Origin of the sequence: Pseudomonas lundensis (genome assembly GCF_001042985.1) — a bacterium.
GTDB classification, from domain to species: domain Bacteria; phylum Pseudomonadota; class Gammaproteobacteria; order Pseudomonadales; family Pseudomonadaceae; genus Aquipseudomonas; species Aquipseudomonas lundensis.
In genome coordinates this window covers 210,709-233,071 of the sequence record NZ_JYKY01000004.1, presented here as the reverse complement: position 1 = coordinate 233,071, position 22,363 = coordinate 210,709, and the positions used below count along the sequence as shown (strand labels likewise).

The window sequence follows — 22,363 nt, the reverse complement described above, 5'->3', positions numbered from 1 at the left end:
CGGCAGCCTGCTGCGCGCAGGAGTCAGCATGTCTCATCCGTTTGCAACACTTACCCCAGATCTGGTGCTCGACGCCGTTGAAAGCATCGGTTTTCTCAGCGACGCCCGCGTGCTCGCGCTCAACAGCTATGAAAACCGCGTGTATCAAGTCGGCATCGAAGGCTCGGAACCGCTGATCGCCAAGTTCTACCGTCCACAGCGCTGGACCAACGCAGCCATTCTCGAAGAACACCGTTTCACCTTTGAACTGGCCGACTGCGACGTGCCGGTGGTCGCACCGTTGATTCACAACGGCGAAAGCCTGTTCGAACACGCCGGTTTCCGCTTCACCCTGTTCCCGCGCCGGGGTGGCCGTGCGCCGGAGCCGGGCAACCTCGATCAACTCTATCGCCTCGGCCAACTGCTCGGCCGTCTGCACGCGGTCGGCGCTACCAAGCCGTTCGAACACCGCGAGGCCCTGGGCGTAAAAAACTTTGGCCATGACTCCCTGACGACCTTGCTTGAAGGCAATTTCATACCCCGCAGCTTGCTCCCGGCCTACGAGTCTGTGGCACGCGATCTGCTCAAGCGCGTCGAAGATGTCTATGCCGCCACCCCGCACACCACGATCCGCATGCACGGCGATTGCCACCCCGGCAACATGATGTGCCGCGACGAGGTGTTCCACATTGTCGACCTGGACGACTGTCGCATGGGGCCTGCGGTGCAGGACCTGTGGATGATGCTCGCCGGGGATCGTCAGGAATGTTTGGGCCAGCTGTCGGAATTGATGGACGGCTACAGCGAGTTCCATGATTTCAACCCGCGTGAACTGGCCTTGATCGAGCCGCTGCGCGCCCTGCGCCTGATGCACTACAGCGCCTGGCTGGCAAGGCGCTGGGACGACCCGGCCTTCCCCCACAGCTTTCCGTGGTTTGGCACCGAACGTTACTGGGGCGACCAAGTGCTGGCGTTGCGCGAGCAACTGTCCGCGTTAAATGAAGAACCGCTGAAGCTGTTCTGAACACCCTGACACCGCGTTGCTGAGGCCCGGGAGCACGTTTTCGCGGCCTCGGGCGTCGGCCGCAAAAATGCTGTCTGCCCCCGCCTTTCACACGACACCTTCGTAAAACCTGCTTACACTCTTGCCCTTCACAGTGTCTGACAGTTGTTCACGCAAGGATTCCGCATGCAAGCCGCCAACCCGCGCCACGGGTACATTCTGGGCCTGAGCGCCTACATCATCTGGGGCCTGTTCCCGATCTACTTCAAGCTGCTGGCCAGCGTCCCCGCCGCAGAAATCATCGTCAACCGCGTGCTCTGGTCTGCACTCTTCGGCTCGTTACTGTTGTTGGTGTGGAAACATCCCGGCTGGTGGCAAGAGTTACGCGACAACCCCAAACGCCTGGCTGTGCTGACCGTAAGCGGCCTGCTGATTGCGGCCAACTGGCTGACCTACGTGTGGGCGGTCAACAACGACCGGATGCTCGAAGCCAGCCTCGGGTACTACATCAACCCGCTGGTTAATGTGCTGCTGGGCATGTTGCTGCTGGGCGAACGTCTGCGTCGGTTGCAGTGGGTCGCCGTCGGGCTGGCGGCGGTCGGCGTGGCGCAGCAAGTGTGGCAGGTGGGCAGCCTGCCCTGGGTGTCGCTGGCGTTGGCGCTGACGTTCGGCTTTTATGGACTGATCCGCAAACAGGCGCCGGTCAAGGCATTGCCCGGCCTGGTGGTTGAAACCTGGATTCTGGTGCCGATTGCCATTGGCTGGCTGCTGATGCACCCGGAGGCCAACAGCGCGCACGCCGAATTCTGGGCCAGCTCCGAAGCCTGGTTGCTGGTGGCCGCAGGCCCGGCAACGCTGATCCCGCTGGTGTGCTTCAACGCCGCCGCACGGCATTTGCCCTACACCACATTGGGTTTCATGCAGTACTTGGCGCCCACCATTGTGCTGATTCTGGCCGTCACGCTGTACGGCGAACACTTGTCTGAAAGCACACTGATCGCGTTCATGTTCATTTGGGCGGGGTTGCTGGTCTACAGCATCGATGCGTGGGTCAACCTGCGCCGTCGCGCCTGATCAAAAAACGTACATTCCAATGCAGGCCATACCCCCTGTGGCCTGCAACGATGTTTCCAACGGTTATCCACAGGCAGGTGCAGCGTTTCATGGGATAACCTTTGGCTTTACTCGTCTGTGCGTAACTTCAGTTCCACGAGCATCTCATCGGCGAGTTTTTCCAGCCGCTCTTGCAGCACCTCCAGCGACAGCGTCAGCGGCACGGCCAGAATGGCTTCGGCATGAAACAACGGCTCATTGCTCATGGGCGCGGGCCGCACCTCCGTCACCAGCCGCTCCAGGCTGACCTCATGATCGGTCAGCACCTTGGTGATATCGCGCACGATGCCAGGGCGGTCGTTGCCGACCAGGTCCATGGCAATGGGTTTCCAGGTGCAGGCTTGCTCAATCCCGCTTTCAGCCACCAGCACCCGAATGCCTTCGGTCTCCAGCCTTTTAAGCGCATCCACCAACTCCTCGTAGGTTTCGGCTGACACGCCAACCCGCAAAATGCCAGCGAACTGTCCAGCCATGCGTGACATGCGACTCTCCAGCCAATTGCCGCCATGTTCGGCAATGCATTGGGCGATGCGCTCGACCTGACCGGGTTTGTCCGGGGCAAAAACCGTAATCACGAGATGGTTCATGGCGCCAGCACTCTGAAAAGGGATCGACTGAGTATAGGCAACAGTACACCATCCGCCTGGCCGACTACAGTTGGCTGCGCAGCGGCTGTTTACACGTGCGGAGCGCGAACGACCGTGGCGCGGACACAGGGTTTGCACATTAAATTGTGTACTGTTTTTAGAATTATCTGGAACAACCTGTGTGTTTCTTGAGAACATCCTGTTCTTCTACATGACCAGACCCTTAAAAATGGTCGTGGAACGACGTGATTAGTCTGATTTTCACATCTGCAATTGATCATGTAGTATGCCACGGCGAGCACTACATAATTCGTAACACGGTTCGCCAAAGCGTCTGCAATACCCCGTACAACCCCGCAAGCATGAGCCACGCGGTGTTTTGAGAAGCGCTCCAGGCTTTAAATAAAAATGAGTGAGGCAAGCAATGACTGAACACGTTCACGTCGGTGGCCTGCAGGTCGCCAAAGTCCTGTTCGACTTCGTAAACAACGAAGCTATCCCCGGTACCGGTCTGAATGCCGACCAGTTCTGGGCCGGTGCCGACAAGGTTATTCACGACCTGGCACCCAAGAACAAAGCACTGCTCGCCAAACGCGATGATTTGCAGGCGCGCATCGACGCCTGGCACCAGGCTCAGGCCGGCAAGGCCCATGACGCCGTGGCTTATAAAGCCTTCCTCCAAGACATTGGGTATCTGCAGCCAGAAGCCGCGGATTTCCAGGCAACGACGCAAAACGTCGATGACGAAATCGCTCGCATGGCCGGTCCGCAGTTGGTGGTGCCCGTGATGAATGCGCGCTTTGCCCTCAACGCGTCGAACGCCCGCTGGGGTTCACTGTATGACGCGCTGTACGGCACCGATGCCATCAGCGAAGCCGATGGCGCCGAAAAGGGCAAAGGCTACAACAAGGTACGTGGCGACAAGGTAATTGCCTTCGCCCGCGCCTTCCTCGACGAAGCCGCACCGCTGGCCAACGGCTCCCACATCGACTCGCTGGGTTACGCGGTGGTCAATGGCGCACTGCGCGTGGCCCTCAAGGGCGGTGCCAGCAGCGGCCTGCGCGACGCGGCGCAACTGATCGGCTACCACGGCGAAGCCGCCGCACCGACCGCCGTGCTGCTCAAGCACAACGGCCTGCACTTTGAAATCCAGATCGACGCCTCAAGCCCCGTCGGCCAGACCGATGCCGCGGGCGTCAAAGACGTCCTGATGGAAGCCGCGCTGACCACCATCATGGACTGCGAAGACTCCGTGGCCGCCGTCGATGCCGACGACAAAGTGGTGATCTACCGCAACTGGCTGGGCCTGATGAAAGGCGACCTCAGCGAGCAAGTGTCCAAGGGCGGCCAGACCTTCACCCGCACCATGAACCCGGACCGCGAGTACACCGCCCCCAACGGCGGCACCGTGAACCTGCATGGCCGCTCGCTGTTGTTCGTGCGCAACGTGGGTCACTTGATGACCATCGACGCGATCCTCGACAAAAACGGCAACGAAGTGCCAGAAGGCATCCTCGACGGCCTGATCACCAGCCTCGCGGCGATCCACAGCCTCAACGGCAACACCTCGCGCAGCAACAGCCGCACCGGTTCGGTTTACATCGTGAAACCTAAAATGCACGGTGCCGAAGAAGCCGCGTTCACCAACGAGCTGTTCGGCCGTATCGAAGAAGTCCTGAACCTGCCGCGCAACACCCTCAAAGTCGGGATCATGGACGAGGAGCGCCGCACCACGGTCAACCTCAAGGCCTGCATCAAGGCTGCCAGCGAGCGCGTGGTGTTCATCAACACCGGCTTCCTGGACCGTACTGGCGACGAAATTCATACCTCGATGGAAGCCGGCCCGGTCGTGCGCAAGGCCGACATGAAAGCCGAGAAGTGGATCTCGGCCTACGAGAACAACAACGTCGATGTCGGCTTGAGCACAGGCCTGCAAGGCCGCGCCCAAATCGGTAAAGGCATGTGGGCCATGCCGGACCTGATGGCCGCCATGCTGGAACAGAAAATCGCTCACCCGCTGGCAGGCGCCAACACCGCCTGGGTGCCGTCGCCGACGGCCGCGGCCCTGCACGCGCTGCACTATCACAAGGTCGACGTGTTCGCCCGCCAGGCCGAACTGGCCAAGCGCGCCAAAGCGTCGGTGGACGACATTCTGACCATCCCGCTGGCCGTGAACCCGCAGTGGACGCCCGAGCAGATCCAGAACGAACTGGACAACAACTCGCAGGGCATCCTGGGTTACGTGGTGCGCTGGATCGACCAGGGCGTGGGGTGTTCGAAGGTGCCGGACATCAATGACATCGGCCTGATGGAAGACCGCGCCACGCTGCGTATTTCAAGCCAGCACATCGCCAACTGGCTGCGTCATGGCATTGTCAACGAAGCGCAAGTGATGGCCAGCCTCAAGCGCATGGCGCCGGTGGTTGACCGTCAGAACGCCAACGACCCGCTGTACCGCCCGCTGGCCCCGGACTTCGACAGCAACATCGCCTTCCAGGCGGCGGTCGAACTGGTGATCGAAGGCACTAAACAGCCGAACGGTTACACCGAGCCGGTGCTGCACCGTCGCCGTCGCGAGTTCAAGGCCAAACAGGGTCTGTGAATCAGCGTTAACGGCGCGTCATCAAAAACCCCGGCCACGTGCCGGGGTTTTTGTGGGCGTTCATTCGATGCGCAACTCGCGCTTGATCAGGTTGAGCAACTGATCGGTATCAATGGGTTTGAGCAGAAAATCCACCACGCTCAAATGCATCGCGGCGATGGTGTCGCGCACCTCGGCATCGCCCGACATGATAATCACCGGCAAATTGGCCCATTGCGACCTGCGCACCTTGCGAACCAAGTGCAAACCGTCGCGCTCGGGCATGCGTAAATCGGTGAGGATCAAGCCAATGGTTTTTTCCGTCATCAACGCGCGAATGGCTTGTCGGGCACTGGCCGCCTTGATGGAGGGGATGCCATGCATCTGCAGCAATTCACTGAGCAGATCGCGTGCAAACTGATCGTCTTCGACAATCAATACACACTGCACAGGCTGTACCGGAGCAGGCGCTTTCATGACCTCACTCAGGGCCTCCCGCTCGGCGTCACTCAAGATGTCGTGTTCGGTCATAGGGTTCTCAAACGCGTTGTGAAAGTCGTTTATCCCACCGGTGCAGTCAGCTTTCCCTAAGCTCTGCGCCCAATGTGCACTCGCAGAGCTGTAATTCCAAGTTTTGCAACACAATAAACGGACCTGTTTTCTGTGAGGTGATTCAAAAATATTAATAGGCCATTACCCTGTAAGGCCTGCCATAGACTTACGTCCAATGGGCACGTGAGCACAGACAACCGAGCATGAAGCGCATCAAGACGACAGGGGGCACGACCCCGCCATAACAACAACGGTCAGACATGCGGTAACGGTCAATGAGTAAATCGGATGCGTTTCTCCAGGCAGGAAAAACCGCGGTGTTGCAGAACATTCACGGCACCATGCAGTTTTTGCAGCGATTCCCGCCCTTCAACCAAATGGAAAACACTCACCTGGCGTTTCTGGTCGAGCAGTGCCAACTGCGCTTCTATGGCCCCGGTGAAAGCATCATTCGACCCGCCGATGGCCCGGTCGAACACTTCTACATTGTCAAGCAAGGCCGCGTGGTGGGCGAACGTACCCATGTGGGGCGTCAGGAGGCCGAGACCACGTTTGAAATCACGGCCGGCGAGTGTTTCCCCCTCGCCGCGTTGCTGGGCGAGCGCGCCACGCGCACCGAGCATCGCGCGGCCGAAGACACGTTTTGTCTTCAATTAAACAAGCCTGCGTTTATCAAGTTATTCGCCCTGTCCGAAGAGTTCCGTGACTTCGCCCTGCGCGGGGTCAGCAGCCTGCTCGACAAGGTCAATCAGCAAGTTCAGCAAAAGGCCGTCGAAACCCTCGGCACGCAATACTCGCTCAACACCCGCCTGGGCGAACTGGCCATGCGCCATCCCGTGACCTGCCTGCCAGGCACAGCCCTGCGCGAAGCCGTGCGGCTGATGCACGAACAACAGGTGGGCAGCATCGTGGTGGTGGACGAGGACAAAGCACCGCTGGGGATTTTCACCCTGCGCGATTTGCGCCAAGTGGTGGCCGACGGTACGCAGGATTTTGAGCAAGCCATCGAACTGCACATGACGCCCGGCCCGTTCTACTTGTCCCCCGACCACAGCGCGTTCGATGCCGCCATCGCCATGACCGAACGCCACATTGCCCACGTGTGCCTGGTCAAAGAACACCGCTTGTGCGGCGTGGTGTCCGAACGTGACCTGTTCTCCCTGCAACGGGTCGACCTGGTGCACCTGGCGCGCACCATTCGCCATGCCCCGCGACTGGACAACCTGATCAACCTGCGCGGCGAAATCGGTCAACTGGTGGAGCGCATGCTGGCCCACGGTGCGTCATCGACCCAAATCACCCACATCATCACCCTGCTCAACGACCACACCGTGTGCCGTGTCATCGAGCTGGTGCTGGCCGAAAAAGGCGACCCCGGCGTGCCGTTTACCTGGCTGTGCTTCGGCAGCGAAGGGCGACGGGAGCAGACACTGCACACCGATCAGGACAACGGCATCCTGTTCGAAGCGGCCGATGCGGCGCAGGCGGCCGAGATACGTCAGCGCTTGCTGCCCATCGCCCAGCTCATCAACACGCACCTGGCGGCCTGCGGTTTTACCCTGTGCAAAGGCAACATCATGGCCGGCAACCCCGACCTGTGTTTATCCCGAGCCGAATGGGCGCGCCGCTTCGCCGCGTTTATCCGCGAAGCCACGCCCGAAAACCTGCTGGCATCGAGCATCTATTTCGACCTGCGCGCGGTGTGGGGCGACGAAAGCGGCTGCCGGCAACTGCGGCGCGGCATCCTTGAGCAGGTGGCTGACAATCGCCTGTTCCAGCGCATGATGGCCGACAACGCCTTGCGCCATCGCCCGCCCGTGGGGCGCTTCCGCGAATTTGTGTTGGAACGCAAAGGCAGCGACAAGGCCACCCTCGACCTGAAAGTGCAGGGCCTGACGCCCTTTGTGGACGGTGCCCGGCTACTGGCGCTGGCCCATGGCGTCGAGGCCATTAATACGCTGGAGCGTTTGCGCCAGCTGGTGACGCTCGGCGTGATCGAAACGCTGGACGGCGCGGCCTACGAAGAGGCGTATCACTTCATTCAGCAAACGCGTATGCAACAGCACCAATTGCAAACGCGGGAAAACCGCCCGTACTCCAACCGGGTCGACCCGGACAACCTCAACCAGCTTGACCGACGCATCCTGCGCGAAGCGCTGCGTCAGGCCCAGCGTCTGCAAAGCAGTCTGGCGCTGCGGTATCAGCTATGAGCCTGTTTTCCTGGTTGCTGCCACGCAAGACCCCGGTCTTGAGCCTTGAACAGCAACAGCGCCTGCTGCAACTGCCGCCCGCGCCGGGGCTGGGTGAGGCGTCATTGCGCCGCCAGCGTTGGGTGGTGGTGGATCTGGAGACCAGCGGGCTGAACCTCAACCGCGACCAAGTGCTGTCGATTGGCGCCATGGTGATTGAGGATGGCGCGATTGATCTGGGCCAGGCGTTTGAGCGCACTTTGCTGCGCACCCACAACCCGCTGAACCCCAGCGTGTTACTGCATGGCCTGGGCCCCGAAGCGATTGCCGCCGGGTGCGACCCCGCTGATGCCCTGCTCGACTTCATGACGTTTGTGGGCGACAGCCCGCTGCTGGCGTTCCATGCCCCGTTTGACCAGCACATGCTGGGGCGGGCCTTGAAAGACAGCCTGGGGTATCGCTTGCAGCACCCGTTCATGGACGTAGCGGCCCTGGCGCCCCTGTTGTGCCCGCACGCCGACATGCGGGATGCGGGGCTGGACCACTGGGTCCGGCACTTCAACTTGCAGGTTGAAGACCGCCATAACGCCAGTGCCGATGCACTGGCCACCGCCGAGCTGGCGCTGATCCTGTTCAGCCGCGCCCGCGCTCAACACCTCGACAGCCCCTTGGCCCTGCAACAGCGGCTCAATCAGTGGCAGCGGCGCAAGCAGATGCACAGCTTCTAACCCCCCTGCCCAAGCCTGATGTCGGGGGCGCTTGCACTGACGCCGCCTCTCTTCTTTCCCGTTGCGCGAAGGTCAGCGTGAGGGCGTTCATCCGATGAGCGTCAATTGCGCATGGCTTTTGGCTCTGACACAATCGCGAATAATTATCGTTAGTTAAAACTTGCATTCGGTGATGCCTTTGTCGTCAGTCCAAAATCCCCACAGTGAGCTGGTTGGATCGCTTTATCGCGACCATCGCGGCTGGCTGCTGGCGTGGTTGCGGCGCAATGTCGCCTGCCCGCAGCGGGCTGAAGACTTGAGCCAGGACACCTTTGTGCGCCTGCTGGGCCGACCCCAATTGCAAGCCCCCCGCGAGCCGCGCGCCTTTTTGGCGGCCATCGCCAAAGGCCTGCTGTTCGATTACTTCCGGCGCGCCGCACTGGAACAGGCCTACCTCAACGAATTGAGGCTGATTCCCGAAGCCGAGCAGCCTTCGCCTGAAGAACAGCAATTGATCCTCGAAGACCTCAAGGCCATTGATCGCTTGCTGGGCAAGCTGTCGAGCAAGTCCCGCGCCGCCTTCTTGTACAGCCGCCTCGACGGCCTGACCCACGCCGACATCGCTGAGCGCCTGGGCGTATCGGTACCCCGGGTGCGCCAGTACCTGGCCCAAGGCATTCGCCAGTGCTACATCGCGCTGTATGGCGAACCGACATGAGCCAGGCCAACAGCAAGCCGGTGTCCGCTCGCGTGCTCGACGCCGCCATTGCCTGGCAGTTATGCCTGGACTGCGGCAACGGCAGTGAGGTTGAACAGGCCGAATTCGCCAAGTGGTACGCCGCCAGTGAAGAACACGCCCGCGCATGGCTGCAGTTGGGCATGCTCGACCACCGTTTTAGCACCGCCAGCGTCCCGGCGCGCAATGCCTTGCTCAAGGCCCGTGACAGCGCCCACCACCGGATGCGCAAAATCGGCAGCGGGCTGGCCAGCCTTGCGCTGGTGGTCGGGTTGACCTTACTGGTGGGCAAAAACCACCTGCCGATGGATTACTGGATGGCCGATCAACGCACCGCCACGGGCGAGCAACGCGTGGTAACACTCGCCGACGGCACCCTGCTCAACCTCAACACCCACAGCGCGGTGGACGTGCGGTTTGACGAAACCACGCGCCTGATCGTGCTGTACGAGGGTGAAATCATGGTGCAAACCGGCCACAACGACGCCCGCCCGTTTATCGTCAAAACACGAGATGGCAGCCTGCGCGCCCTGGGCACCCGGTTTATGGTCAAGCGCGAAGACGACGGCACCCGCCTCAGCGTCCTGCAATCGCGAGTGGCTGCGCACCCCGAACACACCGCCGACGAGACTGTCTACGCCGAAGGCCAGCAAGTGGTGATGCACCGCGACGGTCTGGGCCAGCGGCTGGCGCTCAACCCCGGCGCAGACGCCTGGACCCGCGGCATGCTGGTGCTCGACAACGTGCGCCTGAGCGACATGGTCAGCGAGCTCAACCGCTACCGGCGCGGCCACCTGGGGGTTGACCCGGACGTCGCTGACCTGCGCATCACCGGCAGCTTCCCGTTGAACAACATTGAACTGGCACTCAACGCACTGCTGCCGACCCTGCCGGTGCAAATCACCCAACGCACCCCGTGGTGGGTCACGGTCAGCGGCAAACCGGAAGCCCGGTGATCGGGTAACGGCTACCGGCTATCGCCCCAAGGCCACGCGTTAGAGCAGGTTTCGCCTCTGCGGCTAAGCGCGTGCGCGCTGTTGCTCACCCCGGACACCGGCACCGCGCTGCCTTACGGGCTCAAATAACTGGCCCTACCCAAAACGCCCTTGACCTGCGGTCCGATCCCTCACTTGAACCATAGGCACACCCGCTGGCGCAGATTCTTTGCAGCCTGCGCCAACCGGTGCGCGCACACGCGATGCACATTTATTTCACTTAGCCCTATCACTTTTCCAGACTCGTTCGGCATACAGGCATTGAGAAACATTTCCATTCAGGAATCTGCCGAATGTCCCGTACCCTCGACACGTTGTTGCGCCCCAGCCTGCTAGCCGTCGCCATTGCGTTCAGCGTCCCGTTGACCAGCAGCGTGCTGGTGGCCGCCGAACACAGCACAACCGCCCGCAGCTATAACCTGCCCGCCGGCCCACTGGCCTCGACCCTGAACCAGATCGCCAGTCAGGCGGGGATCACGCTGGCCATCGACTCGTCCTTGCTTGCAGGCAAAACCTCGGCGCCGGTCAACGGCCAGTTCGAGCCGACCACCGCACTGCGCGAGGCCTTACAGGGCAGCGGTTTGCAGTTGGTGCCCGGCATTAACGGCAGTTTTACCCTGATAGAACTCCCCCAAGGTACGTTAGCCCTTGATGCCACTACGATTTCAGGTCAAGGAGGCTACGAAACGGCTTGGGGGCCAACAAGTGGATATCTTGCCCAACGTACGGCTTCAGGAACAAAGACAGACACTGCCCTGCGTGAAGCCCCGCGCTCAATATCGATCGCCACACGCAGTCAGATGCAAGACAGGGCAGTGCAAAACCTTGACGATGCAGTGCGTTACATGCCGGGAGTTACTGCAAGTAGTTATGGTAGCGATAGCCGTGCAGAGTGGTTAAAGGTACGCGGGTTTGAACCGACCCAGTTCCTTGATGGGTTGCCTTTACCAAAAGGCACATATGCCATGCCAAAACTGGAAACCTGGGACTTGGAACGTGTAGCGCTTTTGCGCGGGCCAGCGTCTTCGGTTTATGGCCAGACGCCGGCTGGAGGGCTGCTCGACATGGTCAGCCGTCGTCCTGAAGACGCTCCGGCTCATGAGCTCCAAGTTCAAATCGGCAGCTATCAACGTAAGCAAATCAGTTTTGACACTACGGGTCCAATCGATGATGAAGGCCATTTTCTGTATCGCGTCAGCGGTGTAGTACGAGACAGCAACACGACCATTGAGCATAACGAAGACAAGCGATACAACATCGCGCCCAGCCTGACTTGGAATATCAATGAAGACACAAAGCTGACATTCCTCAGCCAGTTCAATCGTGACGATACAGGTATCACCAGCCAATTCCTGCCATTGCAAGGGACTCAAGTAGCCACACCCGCTGGCCAAGTGAAATATCACAAGAACTTGGGTGATCCGACGTGGGAATTCTATGACAAAACTTATTACGCCTTGGGCTATGCGTTGGAACACAACTTTAATGACGTGTGGCAGTTTCGACAAAATGTGCGCTACACCAAAAGTGATTTAGCTTTTCAGGGCATAACGGCTGGCGGTTTTTATGGTTCTGTGGCGGACGATGGAACATTACAGCGCGGGGCGAATGTGGTTGATGAGGATATTAGCCAATTTGCTGTGGACAACAACTTTCAGGCTGATTTCAATACCGGGCTAATCAAGCACACACTGCTGATCGGGCTGGATCATCAACGCATCAACACTAATTACAAATGGGATTACGGAGCGGCGCCGACCAGCAACATCACTAATCCTATCTACGGGCAAGACTTCAGCAACGTCCAGTTCACGGCTTATAACGATTACAACCAAAAAACCCGTGACACGGGTATTTATCTGCAAGATCAGATGGCTTTAGATAACTGGCGTTTAACCTTGGGTGGCCGTCAGGACTGGCTGCATACCAACACAATTTTTTATAACTATAGCAATGCCCAAGACAAACGCGATGATAGTGCATTTACGGGCAACGCCGCACTCAGTTACGTGTTCGACTCAGGTTTTACGCCTTATGTGTCATATGCCGAGTCATTTCAGGCTGAAGCAGGGGGATTTCAGGGCAAGGCGTTCAAACCCGGCACCGGCAAACAATATGAGTTAGGCATCAAATACCAGCCTCCCGGCAGCGAAATGCTGTTCACAGCCGCGGTCTATGACCTGACTCGCAAGAATATTGTGCTAAATGACACTCTTGGCGTCAGCCGTCCTCTGGGGGAGGCAAACGTGCGAGGACTGGAGTTAGAAGCTGTAGGTAAAGTGACCGACAACTTAAAGCTGACGGCTGCTTACACCTATGCCAATAGCAAAATGACCAAAGTAGGCGATCCGCTGGACAAAAATCGTCCATTGCCACTTACTCCAGAACATCAAGCCTCCCTTTGGGCCGATTACACGTGGCATAACGGCGTGCTCGAGGGCTTTGGCGTCGGCTTCGGCGCTCGTTACATTGGTGAAACAGACAACATTGCTATAGGGAGCATGGCGTTTGTTCCAGACAAGTCCTACGGCCATAGTGAGGCTTACACTGTCTACGACGCAGCCGTCCATTACGACTTGGGGAAGTTGAACAAAAGCCTCAACGGAGCATCGGTTTCTCTCAATGCTAATAACGTTTTTAATAAGGAATACATCTCTACCTGTGATGGATTCTACTGTTATTACGGTGATCGCCGAAGCATACTCGCCAGCGTTAATTACAAGTGGTAACCACTTGTAATCGCTGCCGCAGGCTGCGAAAGGTTGTTCAGCAATTTTTATATCGGAACCGCAACCCACCCCTCGCAGCCTGCGTCATTTTTGGAATGTCATGAAAAGCAAAACCATCCGTCGCTGGTCCTTTATCCACACGTGGACCAGCCTGATTTGCACCGCGTTTTTGCTGTTGCTGGCGCTGACCGGTTTGCCGCTGATTTTTCATCATGAAATCGATCACCTGCTGGGTGACAGCCCGCAGCTTCGGGAAATGCCCGCTGATACCCCGCGCCTGAACCTGCAACAACTGGTCAAGGCCGCCGAGGCACACCGGCCCGGCGAGGTCATGCAGTACTTCGGCAGTGAAGACGACGAACCCAACGCGGTGATCGCCATCATGGCCCCCACGGCGGGCACCGAGCCTAATGCCTCGCACACGTTCATGCTCGACGCTCGTACCGGCGAAGCCCTGGAAATGCCGTCGGCCAATGGCGGCCTGATGATGGTCATGTTGCGCCTGCACGTGGACATGTTCGCCGGGCTGCCGGGCAAGCTGTTGCTGGCCTTCATGGGCATTCTGTTCGTGCTGGCGATTGTCTCGGGCGCGGTGTTGTACCTGCCGTTCATGCGCCGACACACCTTCGCCACCGTGCGCACCGACAAATCCACGCGCCTGCGCTGGCTCGACCTGCACAACCTGATTGGCGTCGTGACGCTGACCTGGGCCTTGGTGGTCGGCGTCACAGGCGTGATCAGCGCCTGCGCCGACTTGATCATTGCCGCCTGGCGCACCGACAGCCTCACGGCCATGGTCGAGCCGTACCGCAACGCACCCCCGTTGACCCAACTGGCCCCGGCCACGCACCTGCTGGACATCGCCGCCACCGCCGCCCCCGGCATGCGCCCGGACTTCATCGCCTTCCCCGGCACGCGTTTTTCCAGCGAGCACCATTACGCGGTGTTCATGAAAGGCAGCACGCACCTGACCTCGCACTTGCTCACGCCGGTGTTGATCGACGCCAGCACCCTGCACGTAACGGCCGTGGGTACGCGACCGTGGTACATGGACGCCATGGGCATGTCCCAGCCTTTGCACTTCGGTGACTACGGCGGCATGCCGATGAAAATACTCTGGGCGGCCCTCGACGTCTTGACCCTCATCGTGCTCGGCAGCGGCCTGTATTTATGGTGGGTTCGGCGCACCGCCGCGAAGGAGAACACGTGATGAAACCGCGTCAGTCGAGTTTCTGGAAAGTCTTCTCCATCCCGCTGGCCATCGGCCTGCTCAGCGCCATGGGCCTGTTCAGCGCATTGCTGGACGACGGCGCGTGGGATGCCCTGAGCTGGATCGGCCTGGGCATACCGGTGTGGCTCAGCGTGCGCGGGTTGCTTAAGCGTTGAAAGGCGTATTTTCCGATCAGAGGTCTGAAACCTATTCGTTCTGAGAGTATCCGCCTGCCCGTTAGACCTTTATTAATCACCTGAACCGGTGAAATGAGAAAAGGGTTAACGCCATGTCAAAAAAAAAGAAGACACAGACTCACAGCTATGCGTACGACCCGCTGGACCGTCACGTAATCAGTCAAGGCGCGAACGCAGATAATACCCAGCTGTTCTATTGTCGAGACCGTGTCGCAACTGAGCACCGAGGTAACGTAGGGCTTCGGATCTTCGAATGTGAAGAGGCTGTATTGAGTTATCAGGTACACCAGAACGGCACGCCTAAGGCATTACTTATTGCAGGTGAAGAAAATCGATCAACGCTAACTGTATTGAACAACAGCCAACAACATTTAATCGCCTACACACCCTATGGCCATCATCTGCAAGAAGCTGATACCCCACAGCTGCTCGGCTTTAATGGCGAACGCTTTGACCCGTTCACCGGGTATTACTTACTCGGTAATGGCTACCGGGCGTTTAACCCGGTTCTGATGCGTTTTAACAGCCCCGACAGTTGGAGCCCGTTTGGTGAGGGTGGGATTAATGCGTATGCCTATTGTGCGGGCGATCCGGTGAACCGGGAGGACCCGACCGGGCACATGCCTTGGAAATGGCTAAGACGCCTATTTCACCGCACCCCCAGTACACCGGGGTCGCAAAAAAACTTATCAGTTCTCCCCGACAAGAATAACGTGCAGCCCAAACAATCGCGTCCCTCGCGTTCTCATCAAACAAATAGCCCCCACTCAAGACAGCCTGCGCAACCCACTGAAAAGAGTGGCTGGGTTGTGGATCCGTTAAATCCAGACAGAATAATCGATGTATCGCCCGCTACCGCCAGAAAAACCTTAGGTGGCAGCGTGGAACTCAAAGAGGGAACCTGGACACTTACCTCGACTCAACCCGTTAAAAGAATGGGTCTCGTAGCTAACCCCAACGATCCAGATTGGGTATTCCGCGTAGGAGAAAGTGAAGCTAAAAAAATTTTGCGTGGCCCCGTGACATTGAAAGAAAACTCCTGGGTACTCGCTCCCCGCACCAGCACAGCCACTAAAATAGCTGCCGTTATCCGAAAGAATTAGATCAAGAGTGACGCCCCCTTAACACCCCGGCTTGTCCGCCGTATACCGGCGAGCCGGGTTGACCGCCGCGCCGAACTCACGCAGGGCCTTGGCGCCGATCAGCAGCGGGTAGTTGAAACTGCTGCGGTCGGTCAGGTTGACCTCCACGGTGCGCTTGACGTTACCCAGGCACATTTCAAGGTCAACCACCGGGCGCTTGGCGCTCGCGGGCTCTTGCTTATCGTCGTCTTCATCGGCGCGGTTTTTGATTTTGCTGATGCGCGCCACTTTGTGCTCGTACACCTTGTCGCTCGCGCCTTTGGTCGCGAGCTGGAAACGCACCCATGACTCGCCATCGCGGGTGAAGGTTTCGATGTTCTTGGCCGACAACGACGCCGTCAGCGCGCCCGTGTCCATCTTGGCCTGCAAGGTTTCACCGATTTCCGGGAGCTTGATGTATTCATAACGCCCGTACAGCGTGGGCTCGGCCGCCATCACCGGCAAAGCCAGAACGGACAACAAAACGAAAACGGATTTCATGGTGGCAGTTTCCTGTAGAGGTTGCGGGTTAGACCCCGGTTTGCGCCTTGGTTCCCGCGGGCAAAGGGCATCCGGTCGTTGGGCGTGGTCGCTGGCGATCGCACGCAGCGCGTTTGGGCGGCACGTGTTCAGGTGTGCGCGCAGCTTATTTCATCGCCTGTGAAACATTTGTCCACACTCCAATTTGGCGTTCTATGGCGTGCTGCTTATCATTGGCGACCCTCACATCGTCAAGAGTCGCTTATGCGCCGCCTGCTCACCGGCTGTTTGGTCACGTTTTTGCTGCTGTGCAACACCCTGGTTTTATTTGGTCCGCTGATGCTGTTTGCCCTGCTCAAGCTGATCTCGCCAGGGCGTCTGCGCGATTACAACTCGCGGGCGGTCATGTGGATCGCTGAAACGTGGTCCGACATCGACAAGCGCATTTTCGCCCTGTGCCTGCCCACGCACTGGGACATCCGCGGCGCCGAGGGTTTGAGCCGCGACACCTCTTATCTGGTCATCAGCAACCACCAATCGTGGGTCGACATCCCGGCGTTGATGCAGGGCCTGAATCGCCGCACGCCGTTCTTCAAATTCTTTTTAAAGAAGGAACTGATCTGGGTGCCGTTTCTCGGGCTGGCCTGGTGGGCGCTCGATTACCCGTTCATGAAGCGCTATTGCAAAGCGTTCCTGGCCAAGCACCCCGAGCTCAAAGGGCAAGACCTGAAAATCACCCGCGCCGCCTGCGAACTGTTCAAGCGCCAGCCAGTGACGGTGGTCAACTACCTGGAAGGCACGCGCTTCACCCCGGCCAAAAGCGCGCTGCAACACTCGCCCTACACCTACCTGCTCAAGCCCAAGGCGGGCGGCGTGGCGTTTGTGCTGGCGGCGATGGGTGAACAACTGGATGCCGTACTCGACGTGACCGTGGTGTACCCACAGGCCAGGATTCCGGGGTTTTGGGAGTTGATCAGCGGGCAAGTGCCCAAAGTGATTGTCGACATCCAGACCCGTGAGCTGGACCCGGCGTTGTGGCAGGGTGATTACGAAAACGACCCGGTGTTTCGTGAGGTTGTCCAGAGCTGGGTCAACCAGCTCTGGATCAAGAAGGACCAGCGCATCAGCACCTTGCGTGCCGAGCGCAACTGACCTTTAAGCGCCCCACAGCGCACTCAACGTGGTCAACAGCGGGCTGGCTACGCCCTGTTGGCCCAAGTACTGAGTGATCAACGGCGCGAACTCCTGAATCAGGCTGCTGTTCATGCCCAGCGCTTCGAACGCGCTGTTGAGCTGCGACTGATTCGTCACGTTGCTCACTGCCACTTTGGCATCTTTGCTGACCGGGTTGATCTGCCCCACGAGGGCCTGAAGCTGCGGGTTCTTGGCGCTGAACTGGCTCAGTTGGGTCAAGGCACCGGCCCCGGTGACTTTGTTGATGCCCGGCACTTGTTGCGTCAAGGCTGCGTAATCATTGGTGGTGAGCTGGTTTTTGGCCAGGCTCAACATCGCGCCCACGCCACCGGCTGCCTGCTCAGGCTTAACACCCATCTGTTGGGCTTTATTCAGCAGAGCCAAGGCCTGAACGGTCTGGTCGGACTTCGCGCTGTTGCCGCCCTGAACCTGATTCAAAATGCCTGCGGCATCGTTCAGGCTAAAGCCCCCTGCAAACACCGGGCTCGCGGCCACGGTCATCCATGTTGCCAGTGCTACGGCGCTCAACTTCTTCATTGCGTCCACCTCTTAAAAGCCAAAGACCACTCCCGGCGGAGCAGTGAAACTGTGTGTAAGACCTGCCGCCCCGGCCGTTGTTCCCAACGCCCGTCGCCGGTCCAACGGCCGGCAAGCTTAATGCAAAAGCGCTACGGCCTACAGCAATTGAGGTTTGCCGGTTGCGGGCCAGCGGCTTATAGTCCGCCGGTCGTCCTCATGACGACCGGGTTTGGCGACCTGACTACCACCATGCGAAAACTCTTGTTTAATTGCAGGACTTTTTGCACCCGCAAAGCTGCTTTATGGCAGCTGCGCGTGGGAGACCTTCGGGTCTGCCGGTGGTGTGTTTCCGGTTCGCCAACCTGCGCGCAGCTGCCACCTATTCGTTTGGCGACGGATAGGTGGGAGTTTTATCAAACACACAAAGAGCATTGTCCATGAACCGCTACATCCCGCTGACCGCCATCGACTGCCTGATCCCCAGCCTGCTGATAGACACCCAAAGCCCGCCCGACGTGCTGCATGCCAATGCGGCGGCGCGCATTCTGGCCGTGACCCAGGCGCTCGAAAGCCTTGACCGGCTCGAACTCAACGACGCTGACAGCGTCGACCTCAAACACCTCACCCACGCCTGCGCCCTCTTGCTGCGCGACGGCTGCGACCTGCTGGACGTACTGGGCCGGCGTTTGCACGTGTCAACCTGATTCAAGACAGGCCGTGACTCACGCAGTGCCCGGCAACGGGCGCTGCTGACCTATCACTTCTGCCAGCTATACACCCCCCGAATACGTATGGATGCTTGAATCGTATCCAACCACTGATTCGGCATTCACGATGAAAACATCACCCCCCACGCTTGAAGGCACTTACCAGTACGATGCACTGGACCGCCTGACCACCCGCAACGCCACGCGTCGGTTTTATCAAGATGAGCGCATTGCCACCGAGGTTGAAGGGGCCAACACCCGCCGCTTCATGGCGTTCAACGCACAGCCCTTGGCCGTACAACAAGGGCAAACCACCACCCTGCTGGCCACCGACCTGCAAACCTCGGTACTGCAACACGTCAGCGCGGCCGGCACACAAGCCTATGCCTATACCCCCTATGGCCATCACCCGGCCGAAAATGGCATCACCCGGCTACTGGCTTTCAATGGCGAGCACCCGGAAGCCGTCACCGGGCATTATCTGTTGGGTCAGGGTTATCGGGCTTATAACCCGGTATTAATGCGCTTTAATAGCCCGGACAGTTGGAGCCCGTTTGGGGAGGGGGGGGATTAATGCGTATGCGTACAGTAATAAGCCGCTTGACGAAGTGGACCCCTCTGGGCACTTCCCATTTAAATCGCTGCTAAGGGCTTTGGGCTTCGTGGAAAAATCAAAAACCAAAACCGCCAGACTATTTTTAGAACATAAAAAGAACTGGCTAAGCGCAGTAGAATTAGAAAAACAAGGCATACAACGGCCAACGTCACCTGAATACCTTCCCCATAACTTTAAGGGGGGTACTGAGAGCGCCATAAAAAATTACAAAAAACAAGTGGCCGACACTCGAAATCAGATAAGAATCCTGACATACCAAGAACCCAAAATAAAAGCCCCCCCATACTAAGAACTACGACTATGATGGTATAACACCAAAGGAACAAGCAGCACTCAATAATTACCGTCGCGACTACAACGCCCAATTTGAGCGCATTAGATTCGAGAATAAATCTGATATAAGAAACTTGAAGACCGAAGAATTAAATTACAGACACAAACTAGGTTTAGCATATGATTCCATATTAAGTCACCGCATTGCAGGAAAAGGCGATCAGTATACAGCTATACGGAAAGCAATCAGCGACATCAGACAGTCATTCTACGGTCATTAAACAAACTCATTCCTCAGCCCTCGATCAGCAAGCGCTGAACGACGAATAGTCCAGACGATGTATATAACTGCCACCGCCGACTGGGGTGGTGCGCACGGGTAATAGGGGATGTCCGCTGCTCGCCCGAGGGTGAGCAGCGCACGCGCCTGTAGCACTTGAGCCCCCCCGTGAGGCCTCATACCTATCACTTCTGCCAGCTATACAACCCCCACGCGCGTGTGGATGCTGAAAACGTATCCAACCACTGATTCGGTATTCAGCATGAAAAAGTCCCCCCCCACGCTTCAAGGCAGTTACCAATACGACGCACTGGACCGCCTGAGCAGCAACACCACCACGCGTCGGTTTTATCAAGATGAGCGCATTGCCACTGAAATTGAAGGCGAACGTAAAACCCGTTTTTTTGAAACCGACTCCCAACCGCTAGCCTTGCAACAGCATGGCAGCGGCGTGAGCACCACGTTGTTGGCGACCGATCAACAAGCGTCAGTGCTCAGTGGCGTTAGCCCCGACGGTACTCAGCACGCGCAGGTGTATACGGCCTTTGGGTATCACGTCCACGACGCTTTACTGAGCGCTATAGGGTTTAACGGCGAACGACCCGAGCTCGAGACCGGGCATTATTTATTGGGCCAAGGCTATCGAGCGTTTAATCCGGTATTGATGCGTTTTAACAGCCCGGACAGTTGGAGCCCGTTTGGCGAGGGGGGGATTAATGCGTATGCGTATTGTGATAATGAGCCGATGATGAGGCAAGACCCAACCGGGCATATGTGGCAATGGGTGAAAGCGTTTGGAAGGGGGCTAGGGATTATGAAAACGTCAAAACAAACTAATAAAATAATTATCGATCTCCAAAATACAGTGGTTACAACAATGAACAACATAAATAAAAATCACACATTCGATTTAGTAATGGGGAGCAAGGCATTTGATCAAGCAAATAATCTATCCACTGGCCAATTAATTAAGCGTAGCCGCGCCAACCTTGCAAAAGCCGATGATCTAATATCAGAGAGCAGGCAATTCATGCAAAGACAGTACATGTCTCCCAAGAGAAACTTTTTTTCTCCACCGAACCTTAAGAAGGGTAGAGGAACCGCAAAAAATCCACGCATAGATGTCGACCCTATTCAAGAGGCTCGGGGAGCTACTGACCTAAAAACATTATCAAAAGAAAAAAGTTGCAGGCAGTAGATTTGTTAGAGTCAACCTATAAGGTTTTAAGTATAACGGCGACACATCGCGGCATCAGAACTCAGTAATAGCATTAAAAATAACGCCAATTAAAACCACCTCCAAGGCGTCGATTGAGGCATTGGAGGTGTGTGTCACTCACACGTCACTAAACAACCGATGCGGATCAATCACAAACTTCTTCGGTACACCCGCATCAAACTCGCCGTAGCCGCGAGGTGCCTCATCGAGGCTGATGACTTCGACCCCGACAATGTCGGCAATTTTGATCCGGTCCCACATGATCGCTTGCATCAATTGGCGGTTGTATTTCATCACCGGGGTTTGCCCAGTATGAAAGCTGTGGGATTTAGCCCAGCCCAGTCCAAAGCGGATGCTCAGGCTGCCCATTTTGGCGGCGGCATCCACAGCGCCGGGGTCTTCGGTCACGTACAACCCCGGAATACCGATTTTGCCCGCCACCCGTACCACGCCCATCAGTGAGTTCAGCACCGTGGCCGGGGCTTCGTGTTTTACGCCGTCGTGCCCGTGGCCTCGGGCTTCAAAGCCCACGGCATCGACCGCGCAATCCACTTCGGGCTCGCCCAGCAAGTCGGCGATTTGTTCATGCAGCGGGGTGTCTTTGGACAGGTCGGCAATTTCAAAGCCCTGCGCCTTGGCGTGCGCCAAGCGAATCGGGTTCACGTCCCCCACGATCACCACGGCGGCGCCGAGCAAACGCGCGGACGCCGCCGCCGCAAGCCCTACCGGCCCTGCGCCTGCAATGTAGACCGTGCTGCCGGGGCCAACGCCCGCCGTGACGGCGCCGTGGTAACCGGTGGGCAGGATGTCGGAGAGGCAGGTCAGATCGCGAATTTTCTCCATCGCGGCGTCGCGGTTTGGGAGTTTGAGCAGGTTGAAATCCGCATAAGGGACCAATACATATTCCGCCTGACCGCCGACCCAGTCGCCCATGTCCACGTAACCATATGCGCCGCCGGGACGGGCCGGGTTGACGGTCAGGCACACGCCGGTGTTTTGCTCTTTGCAACTGCGGCACCGCCCGCACGCCACGTTGAACGGCACCGATACCAAATCCCCGACCTTCAAATGTTCCACGTCACGCCCGGCCTCGATCACCTCGCCGGTAATTTCGTGCCCCAATACCAGCCCGGTTTGCGCCGTGGTACGGCCGCGCACCATGTGCTGGTCTGAGCCGCAAATATTGGTCGACACCACGCGCAGGATCACGCCGTGGTGGATGGGCTTGCCTTGAGGATTTTGCATCTTGGGAAACGGAATGCTCTGCACTTCAACCTGGCCGTTGCCCAGGTACACCACACCGCGATTGTCCGCCATTGAGTTCACCCTTGTTGTTATGGAGCGGGATGACCGGCCAGCCGCCCGCCGATCTGCTT

The 22,363-nt window shown here is 58.2% G+C and carries 20 protein-coding genes; 15 read left to right on the top strand and 5 right to left on the bottom strand.

Going from position 1 to position 22,363, the window contains the following annotated elements; translation table 11 throughout:
* Positions 1-28 precede the first annotated feature (28 nt).
* Both TU74_RS05415 and rarD read left to right on the top strand, forming a co-directional pair.
* Positions 29-1,003 (top strand): serine/threonine protein kinase, encoded by a 975-nt coding sequence (locus tag TU74_RS05415; protein ID WP_047278086.1) that lies wholly within the window; start codon positions 29-31, stop codon positions 1,001-1,003.
* 165 nt (positions 1,004-1,168) lie between these two features.
* The gene (gene rarD / locus TU74_RS05410; RefSeq protein ID WP_047278088.1) at positions 1,169-2,056 is read left to right on the top strand and encodes an EamA family transporter RarD; all 888 of its coding nucleotides are present in this window, start codon (positions 1,169-1,171) and stop codon (positions 2,054-2,056) included.
* A gap of 107 nt (positions 2,057-2,163) precedes the next feature.
* Here rarD and TU74_RS05405 read toward each other — a convergent pair whose 3' ends face one another.
* Positions 2,164-2,682, bottom strand: coding sequence for a glycine cleavage system transcriptional repressor (locus TU74_RS05405; RefSeq protein ID WP_047278090.1), 519 nt, complete (start codon positions 2,680-2,682; stop codon positions 2,164-2,166).
* A gap of 424 nt (positions 2,683-3,106) precedes the next feature.
* Here TU74_RS05405 and TU74_RS05400 point away from each other — a divergent pair, with 424 nt between their 5' ends.
* Positions 3,107-5,284, top strand: coding sequence for a malate synthase G (locus tag TU74_RS05400; protein ID WP_048375468.1), 2,178 nt, complete (start codon positions 3,107-3,109; stop codon positions 5,282-5,284).
* A gap of 60 nt (positions 5,285-5,344) precedes the next feature.
* Here the strand turns inward: TU74_RS05400 and TU74_RS05395 are convergent, their stop codons facing one another.
* Positions 5,345-5,794, bottom strand: coding sequence for a response regulator (locus tag TU74_RS05395; protein WP_048375466.1), 450 nt, complete (start codon positions 5,792-5,794; stop codon positions 5,345-5,347).
* A gap of 296 nt (positions 5,795-6,090) precedes the next feature.
* Between TU74_RS05395 and TU74_RS05390 the strand changes: the two genes are divergently transcribed.
* From TU74_RS05390 to TU74_RS23315, 8 genes are all read left to right on the top strand, one after another.
* Positions 6,091-8,025 (top strand): putative nucleotidyltransferase substrate binding domain-containing protein, encoded by a 1,935-nt coding sequence (locus TU74_RS05390; RefSeq protein ID WP_048375464.1) that lies wholly within the window; start codon positions 6,091-6,093, stop codon positions 8,023-8,025.
* Entirely contained in the window at positions 8,022-8,732 is a 711-nt protein-coding gene (locus tag TU74_RS05385; RefSeq protein ID WP_048375462.1) for a 3'-5' exonuclease, read from the top strand. Before TU74_RS05390 ends, TU74_RS05385 begins: the two co-directional genes overlap by 4 nt.
* A 172-nt stretch (positions 8,733-8,904) precedes the next feature.
* Positions 8,905-9,429, top strand: a complete 525-nt coding sequence (locus TU74_RS05380) for an RNA polymerase sigma factor (protein WP_162199706.1) — start codon at positions 8,905-8,907, stop codon at positions 9,427-9,429.
* Positions 9,426-10,403: a FecR family protein gene (locus tag TU74_RS05375; RefSeq protein ID WP_048375460.1), complete on the top strand. Its 978-nt coding sequence runs from the start codon at positions 9,426-9,428 to the stop codon at positions 10,401-10,403. The genes TU74_RS05380 and TU74_RS05375 overlap by 4 nt, the downstream gene beginning before the upstream one ends.
* A 332-nt stretch (positions 10,404-10,735) precedes the next feature.
* The gene (locus TU74_RS05370) at positions 10,736-13,171 is read left to right on the top strand and encodes a TonB-dependent siderophore receptor (RefSeq protein WP_048375458.1); all 2,436 of its coding nucleotides are present in this window, start codon (positions 10,736-10,738) and stop codon (positions 13,169-13,171) included.
* Positions 13,172-13,271: 100 nt separating this feature from the next.
* Positions 13,272-14,381, top strand: a complete 1,110-nt coding sequence (locus TU74_RS05365) for a PepSY-associated TM helix domain-containing protein (RefSeq protein ID WP_048375456.1) — start codon at positions 13,272-13,274, stop codon at positions 14,379-14,381.
* Positions 14,381-14,557, top strand: a complete 177-nt coding sequence (locus TU74_RS24420; RefSeq protein WP_088500185.1) for a hypothetical protein — start codon at positions 14,381-14,383, stop codon at positions 14,555-14,557. The genes TU74_RS05365 and TU74_RS24420 overlap by 1 nt, the downstream gene beginning before the upstream one ends.
* A 113-nt stretch (positions 14,558-14,670) precedes the next feature.
* The gene (locus TU74_RS23315) at positions 14,671-15,681 is read left to right on the top strand and encodes an RHS repeat-associated core domain-containing protein (RefSeq protein ID WP_082149822.1); all 1,011 of its coding nucleotides are present in this window, start codon (positions 14,671-14,673) and stop codon (positions 15,679-15,681) included.
* Positions 15,682-15,699: 18 nt separating this feature from the next.
* Here TU74_RS23315 and rloA2 read toward each other — a convergent pair whose 3' ends face one another.
* Positions 15,700-16,200: a retropepsin-like aspartic peptidase RloA2 gene (gene rloA2, locus TU74_RS05360; RefSeq protein WP_048375454.1), complete on the bottom strand. Its 501-nt coding sequence runs from the start codon at positions 16,198-16,200 to the stop codon at positions 15,700-15,702.
* 243 nt (positions 16,201-16,443) lie between these two features.
* Between rloA2 and TU74_RS05355 the strand changes: the two genes are divergently transcribed.
* Complete coding sequence (locus TU74_RS05355) at positions 16,444-17,331, top strand: acyltransferase (RefSeq protein WP_048375452.1); 888 nt, start codon at positions 16,444-16,446, stop codon at positions 17,329-17,331.
* A 3-nt stretch (positions 17,332-17,334) separates the two neighbouring features.
* On the opposite strand, the gene TU74_RS05350 is transcribed toward TU74_RS05355, so the two are convergent.
* On the bottom strand, positions 17,335-17,910 hold the full coding sequence (locus tag TU74_RS05350) for a DUF2780 domain-containing protein (protein ID WP_048375451.1): 576 nt from the start codon (positions 17,908-17,910) through the stop codon (positions 17,335-17,337).
* 419 nt (positions 17,911-18,329) lie between these two features.
* Between TU74_RS05350 and TU74_RS05345 the strand changes: the two genes are divergently transcribed.
* The 3 genes from TU74_RS05345 to TU74_RS23065 all read left to right on the top strand — a co-directional run bounded on the left by TU74_RS05345 (position 18,330) and on the right by TU74_RS23065 (position 20,966).
* Positions 18,330-18,596 carry a hypothetical protein gene (locus TU74_RS05345; RefSeq protein WP_048375449.1) on the top strand — a complete coding sequence of 89 codons (267 nt, stop codon included), beginning with the start codon at positions 18,330-18,332 and terminating at the stop codon, positions 18,594-18,596.
* Positions 18,597-18,726: 130 nt separating this feature from the next.
* Complete coding sequence (locus tag TU74_RS24635) at positions 18,727-19,173, top strand: RHS repeat-associated core domain-containing protein (RefSeq protein ID WP_053069963.1); 447 nt, start codon at positions 18,727-18,729, stop codon at positions 19,171-19,173.
* An 857-nt stretch (positions 19,174-20,030) separates the two neighbouring features.
* Positions 20,031-20,966: an RHS repeat-associated core domain-containing protein gene (locus tag TU74_RS23065; RefSeq protein WP_082149824.1), complete on the top strand. Its 936-nt coding sequence runs from the start codon at positions 20,031-20,033 to the stop codon at positions 20,964-20,966.
* A 138-nt stretch (positions 20,967-21,104) separates the two neighbouring features.
* On the opposite strand, the gene fdhA is transcribed toward TU74_RS23065, so the two are convergent.
* Entirely contained in the window at positions 21,105-22,304 is a 1,200-nt protein-coding gene (gene fdhA / locus TU74_RS05330; protein ID WP_048375447.1) for a formaldehyde dehydrogenase, glutathione-independent, read from the bottom strand.
* Between the last annotated feature and the right edge of the window lie 59 nt (positions 22,305-22,363).

Excerpts from the sequence above, each read along its gene's own strand:
- TU74_RS05415 (WP_047278086.1), top strand. The coding sequence starts at position 29 with ATGTCTCATCCGTTTGCAACACTTACCCCAGATCTGGTGCTCGACGCC.
- rarD (WP_047278088.1), top strand. The coding sequence starts at position 1,169 with ATGCAAGCCGCCAACCCGCGCCACGGGTACATTCTGGGCCTGAGCGCC.
- TU74_RS05405 (WP_047278090.1), bottom strand. The coding sequence starts at position 2,682 with ATGAACCATCTCGTGATTACGGTTTTTGCCCCGGACAAACCCGGTCAG.
- TU74_RS05400 (WP_048375468.1), top strand. The coding sequence starts at position 3,107 with ATGACTGAACACGTTCACGTCGGTGGCCTGCAGGTCGCCAAAGTCCTG.
- TU74_RS05395 (WP_048375466.1), bottom strand. The coding sequence starts at position 5,794 with ATGACCGAACACGACATCTTGAGTGACGCCGAGCGGGAGGCCCTGAGT.
- TU74_RS05390 (WP_048375464.1), top strand. The coding sequence starts at position 6,091 with ATGAGTAAATCGGATGCGTTTCTCCAGGCAGGAAAAACCGCGGTGTTG.
- TU74_RS05385 (WP_048375462.1), top strand. The coding sequence starts at position 8,022 with ATGAGCCTGTTTTCCTGGTTGCTGCCACGCAAGACCCCGGTCTTGAGC.
- TU74_RS05380 (WP_162199706.1), top strand. The coding sequence starts at position 8,905 with ATGCCTTTGTCGTCAGTCCAAAATCCCCACAGTGAGCTGGTTGGATCG.
- TU74_RS05375 (WP_048375460.1), top strand. The coding sequence starts at position 9,426 with ATGAGCCAGGCCAACAGCAAGCCGGTGTCCGCTCGCGTGCTCGACGCC.
- TU74_RS05370 (WP_048375458.1), top strand. The coding sequence starts at position 10,736 with ATGTCCCGTACCCTCGACACGTTGTTGCGCCCCAGCCTGCTAGCCGTC.
- TU74_RS05365 (WP_048375456.1), top strand. The coding sequence starts at position 13,272 with ATGAAAAGCAAAACCATCCGTCGCTGGTCCTTTATCCACACGTGGACC.
- TU74_RS24420 (WP_088500185.1), top strand. The coding sequence starts at position 14,381 with ATGAAACCGCGTCAGTCGAGTTTCTGGAAAGTCTTCTCCATCCCGCTG.
- TU74_RS23315 (WP_082149822.1), top strand. The coding sequence starts at position 14,671 with ATGTCAAAAAAAAAGAAGACACAGACTCACAGCTATGCGTACGACCCG.
- rloA2 (WP_048375454.1), bottom strand. The coding sequence starts at position 16,200 with ATGAAATCCGTTTTCGTTTTGTTGTCCGTTCTGGCTTTGCCGGTGATG.
- TU74_RS05355 (WP_048375452.1), top strand. The coding sequence starts at position 16,444 with ATGCGCCGCCTGCTCACCGGCTGTTTGGTCACGTTTTTGCTGCTGTGC.
- TU74_RS05350 (WP_048375451.1), bottom strand. The coding sequence starts at position 17,910 with ATGAAGAAGTTGAGCGCCGTAGCACTGGCAACATGGATGACCGTGGCC.
- TU74_RS05345 (WP_048375449.1), top strand. The coding sequence starts at position 18,330 with ATGAACCGCTACATCCCGCTGACCGCCATCGACTGCCTGATCCCCAGC.
- TU74_RS24635 (WP_053069963.1), top strand. The coding sequence starts at position 18,727 with ATGAAAACATCACCCCCCACGCTTGAAGGCACTTACCAGTACGATGCA.
- TU74_RS23065 (WP_082149824.1), top strand. The coding sequence starts at position 20,031 with ATGAAAAAGTCCCCCCCCACGCTTCAAGGCAGTTACCAATACGACGCA.
- fdhA (WP_048375447.1), bottom strand. The coding sequence starts at position 22,304 with ATGGCGGACAATCGCGGTGTGGTGTACCTGGGCAACGGCCAGGTTGAA.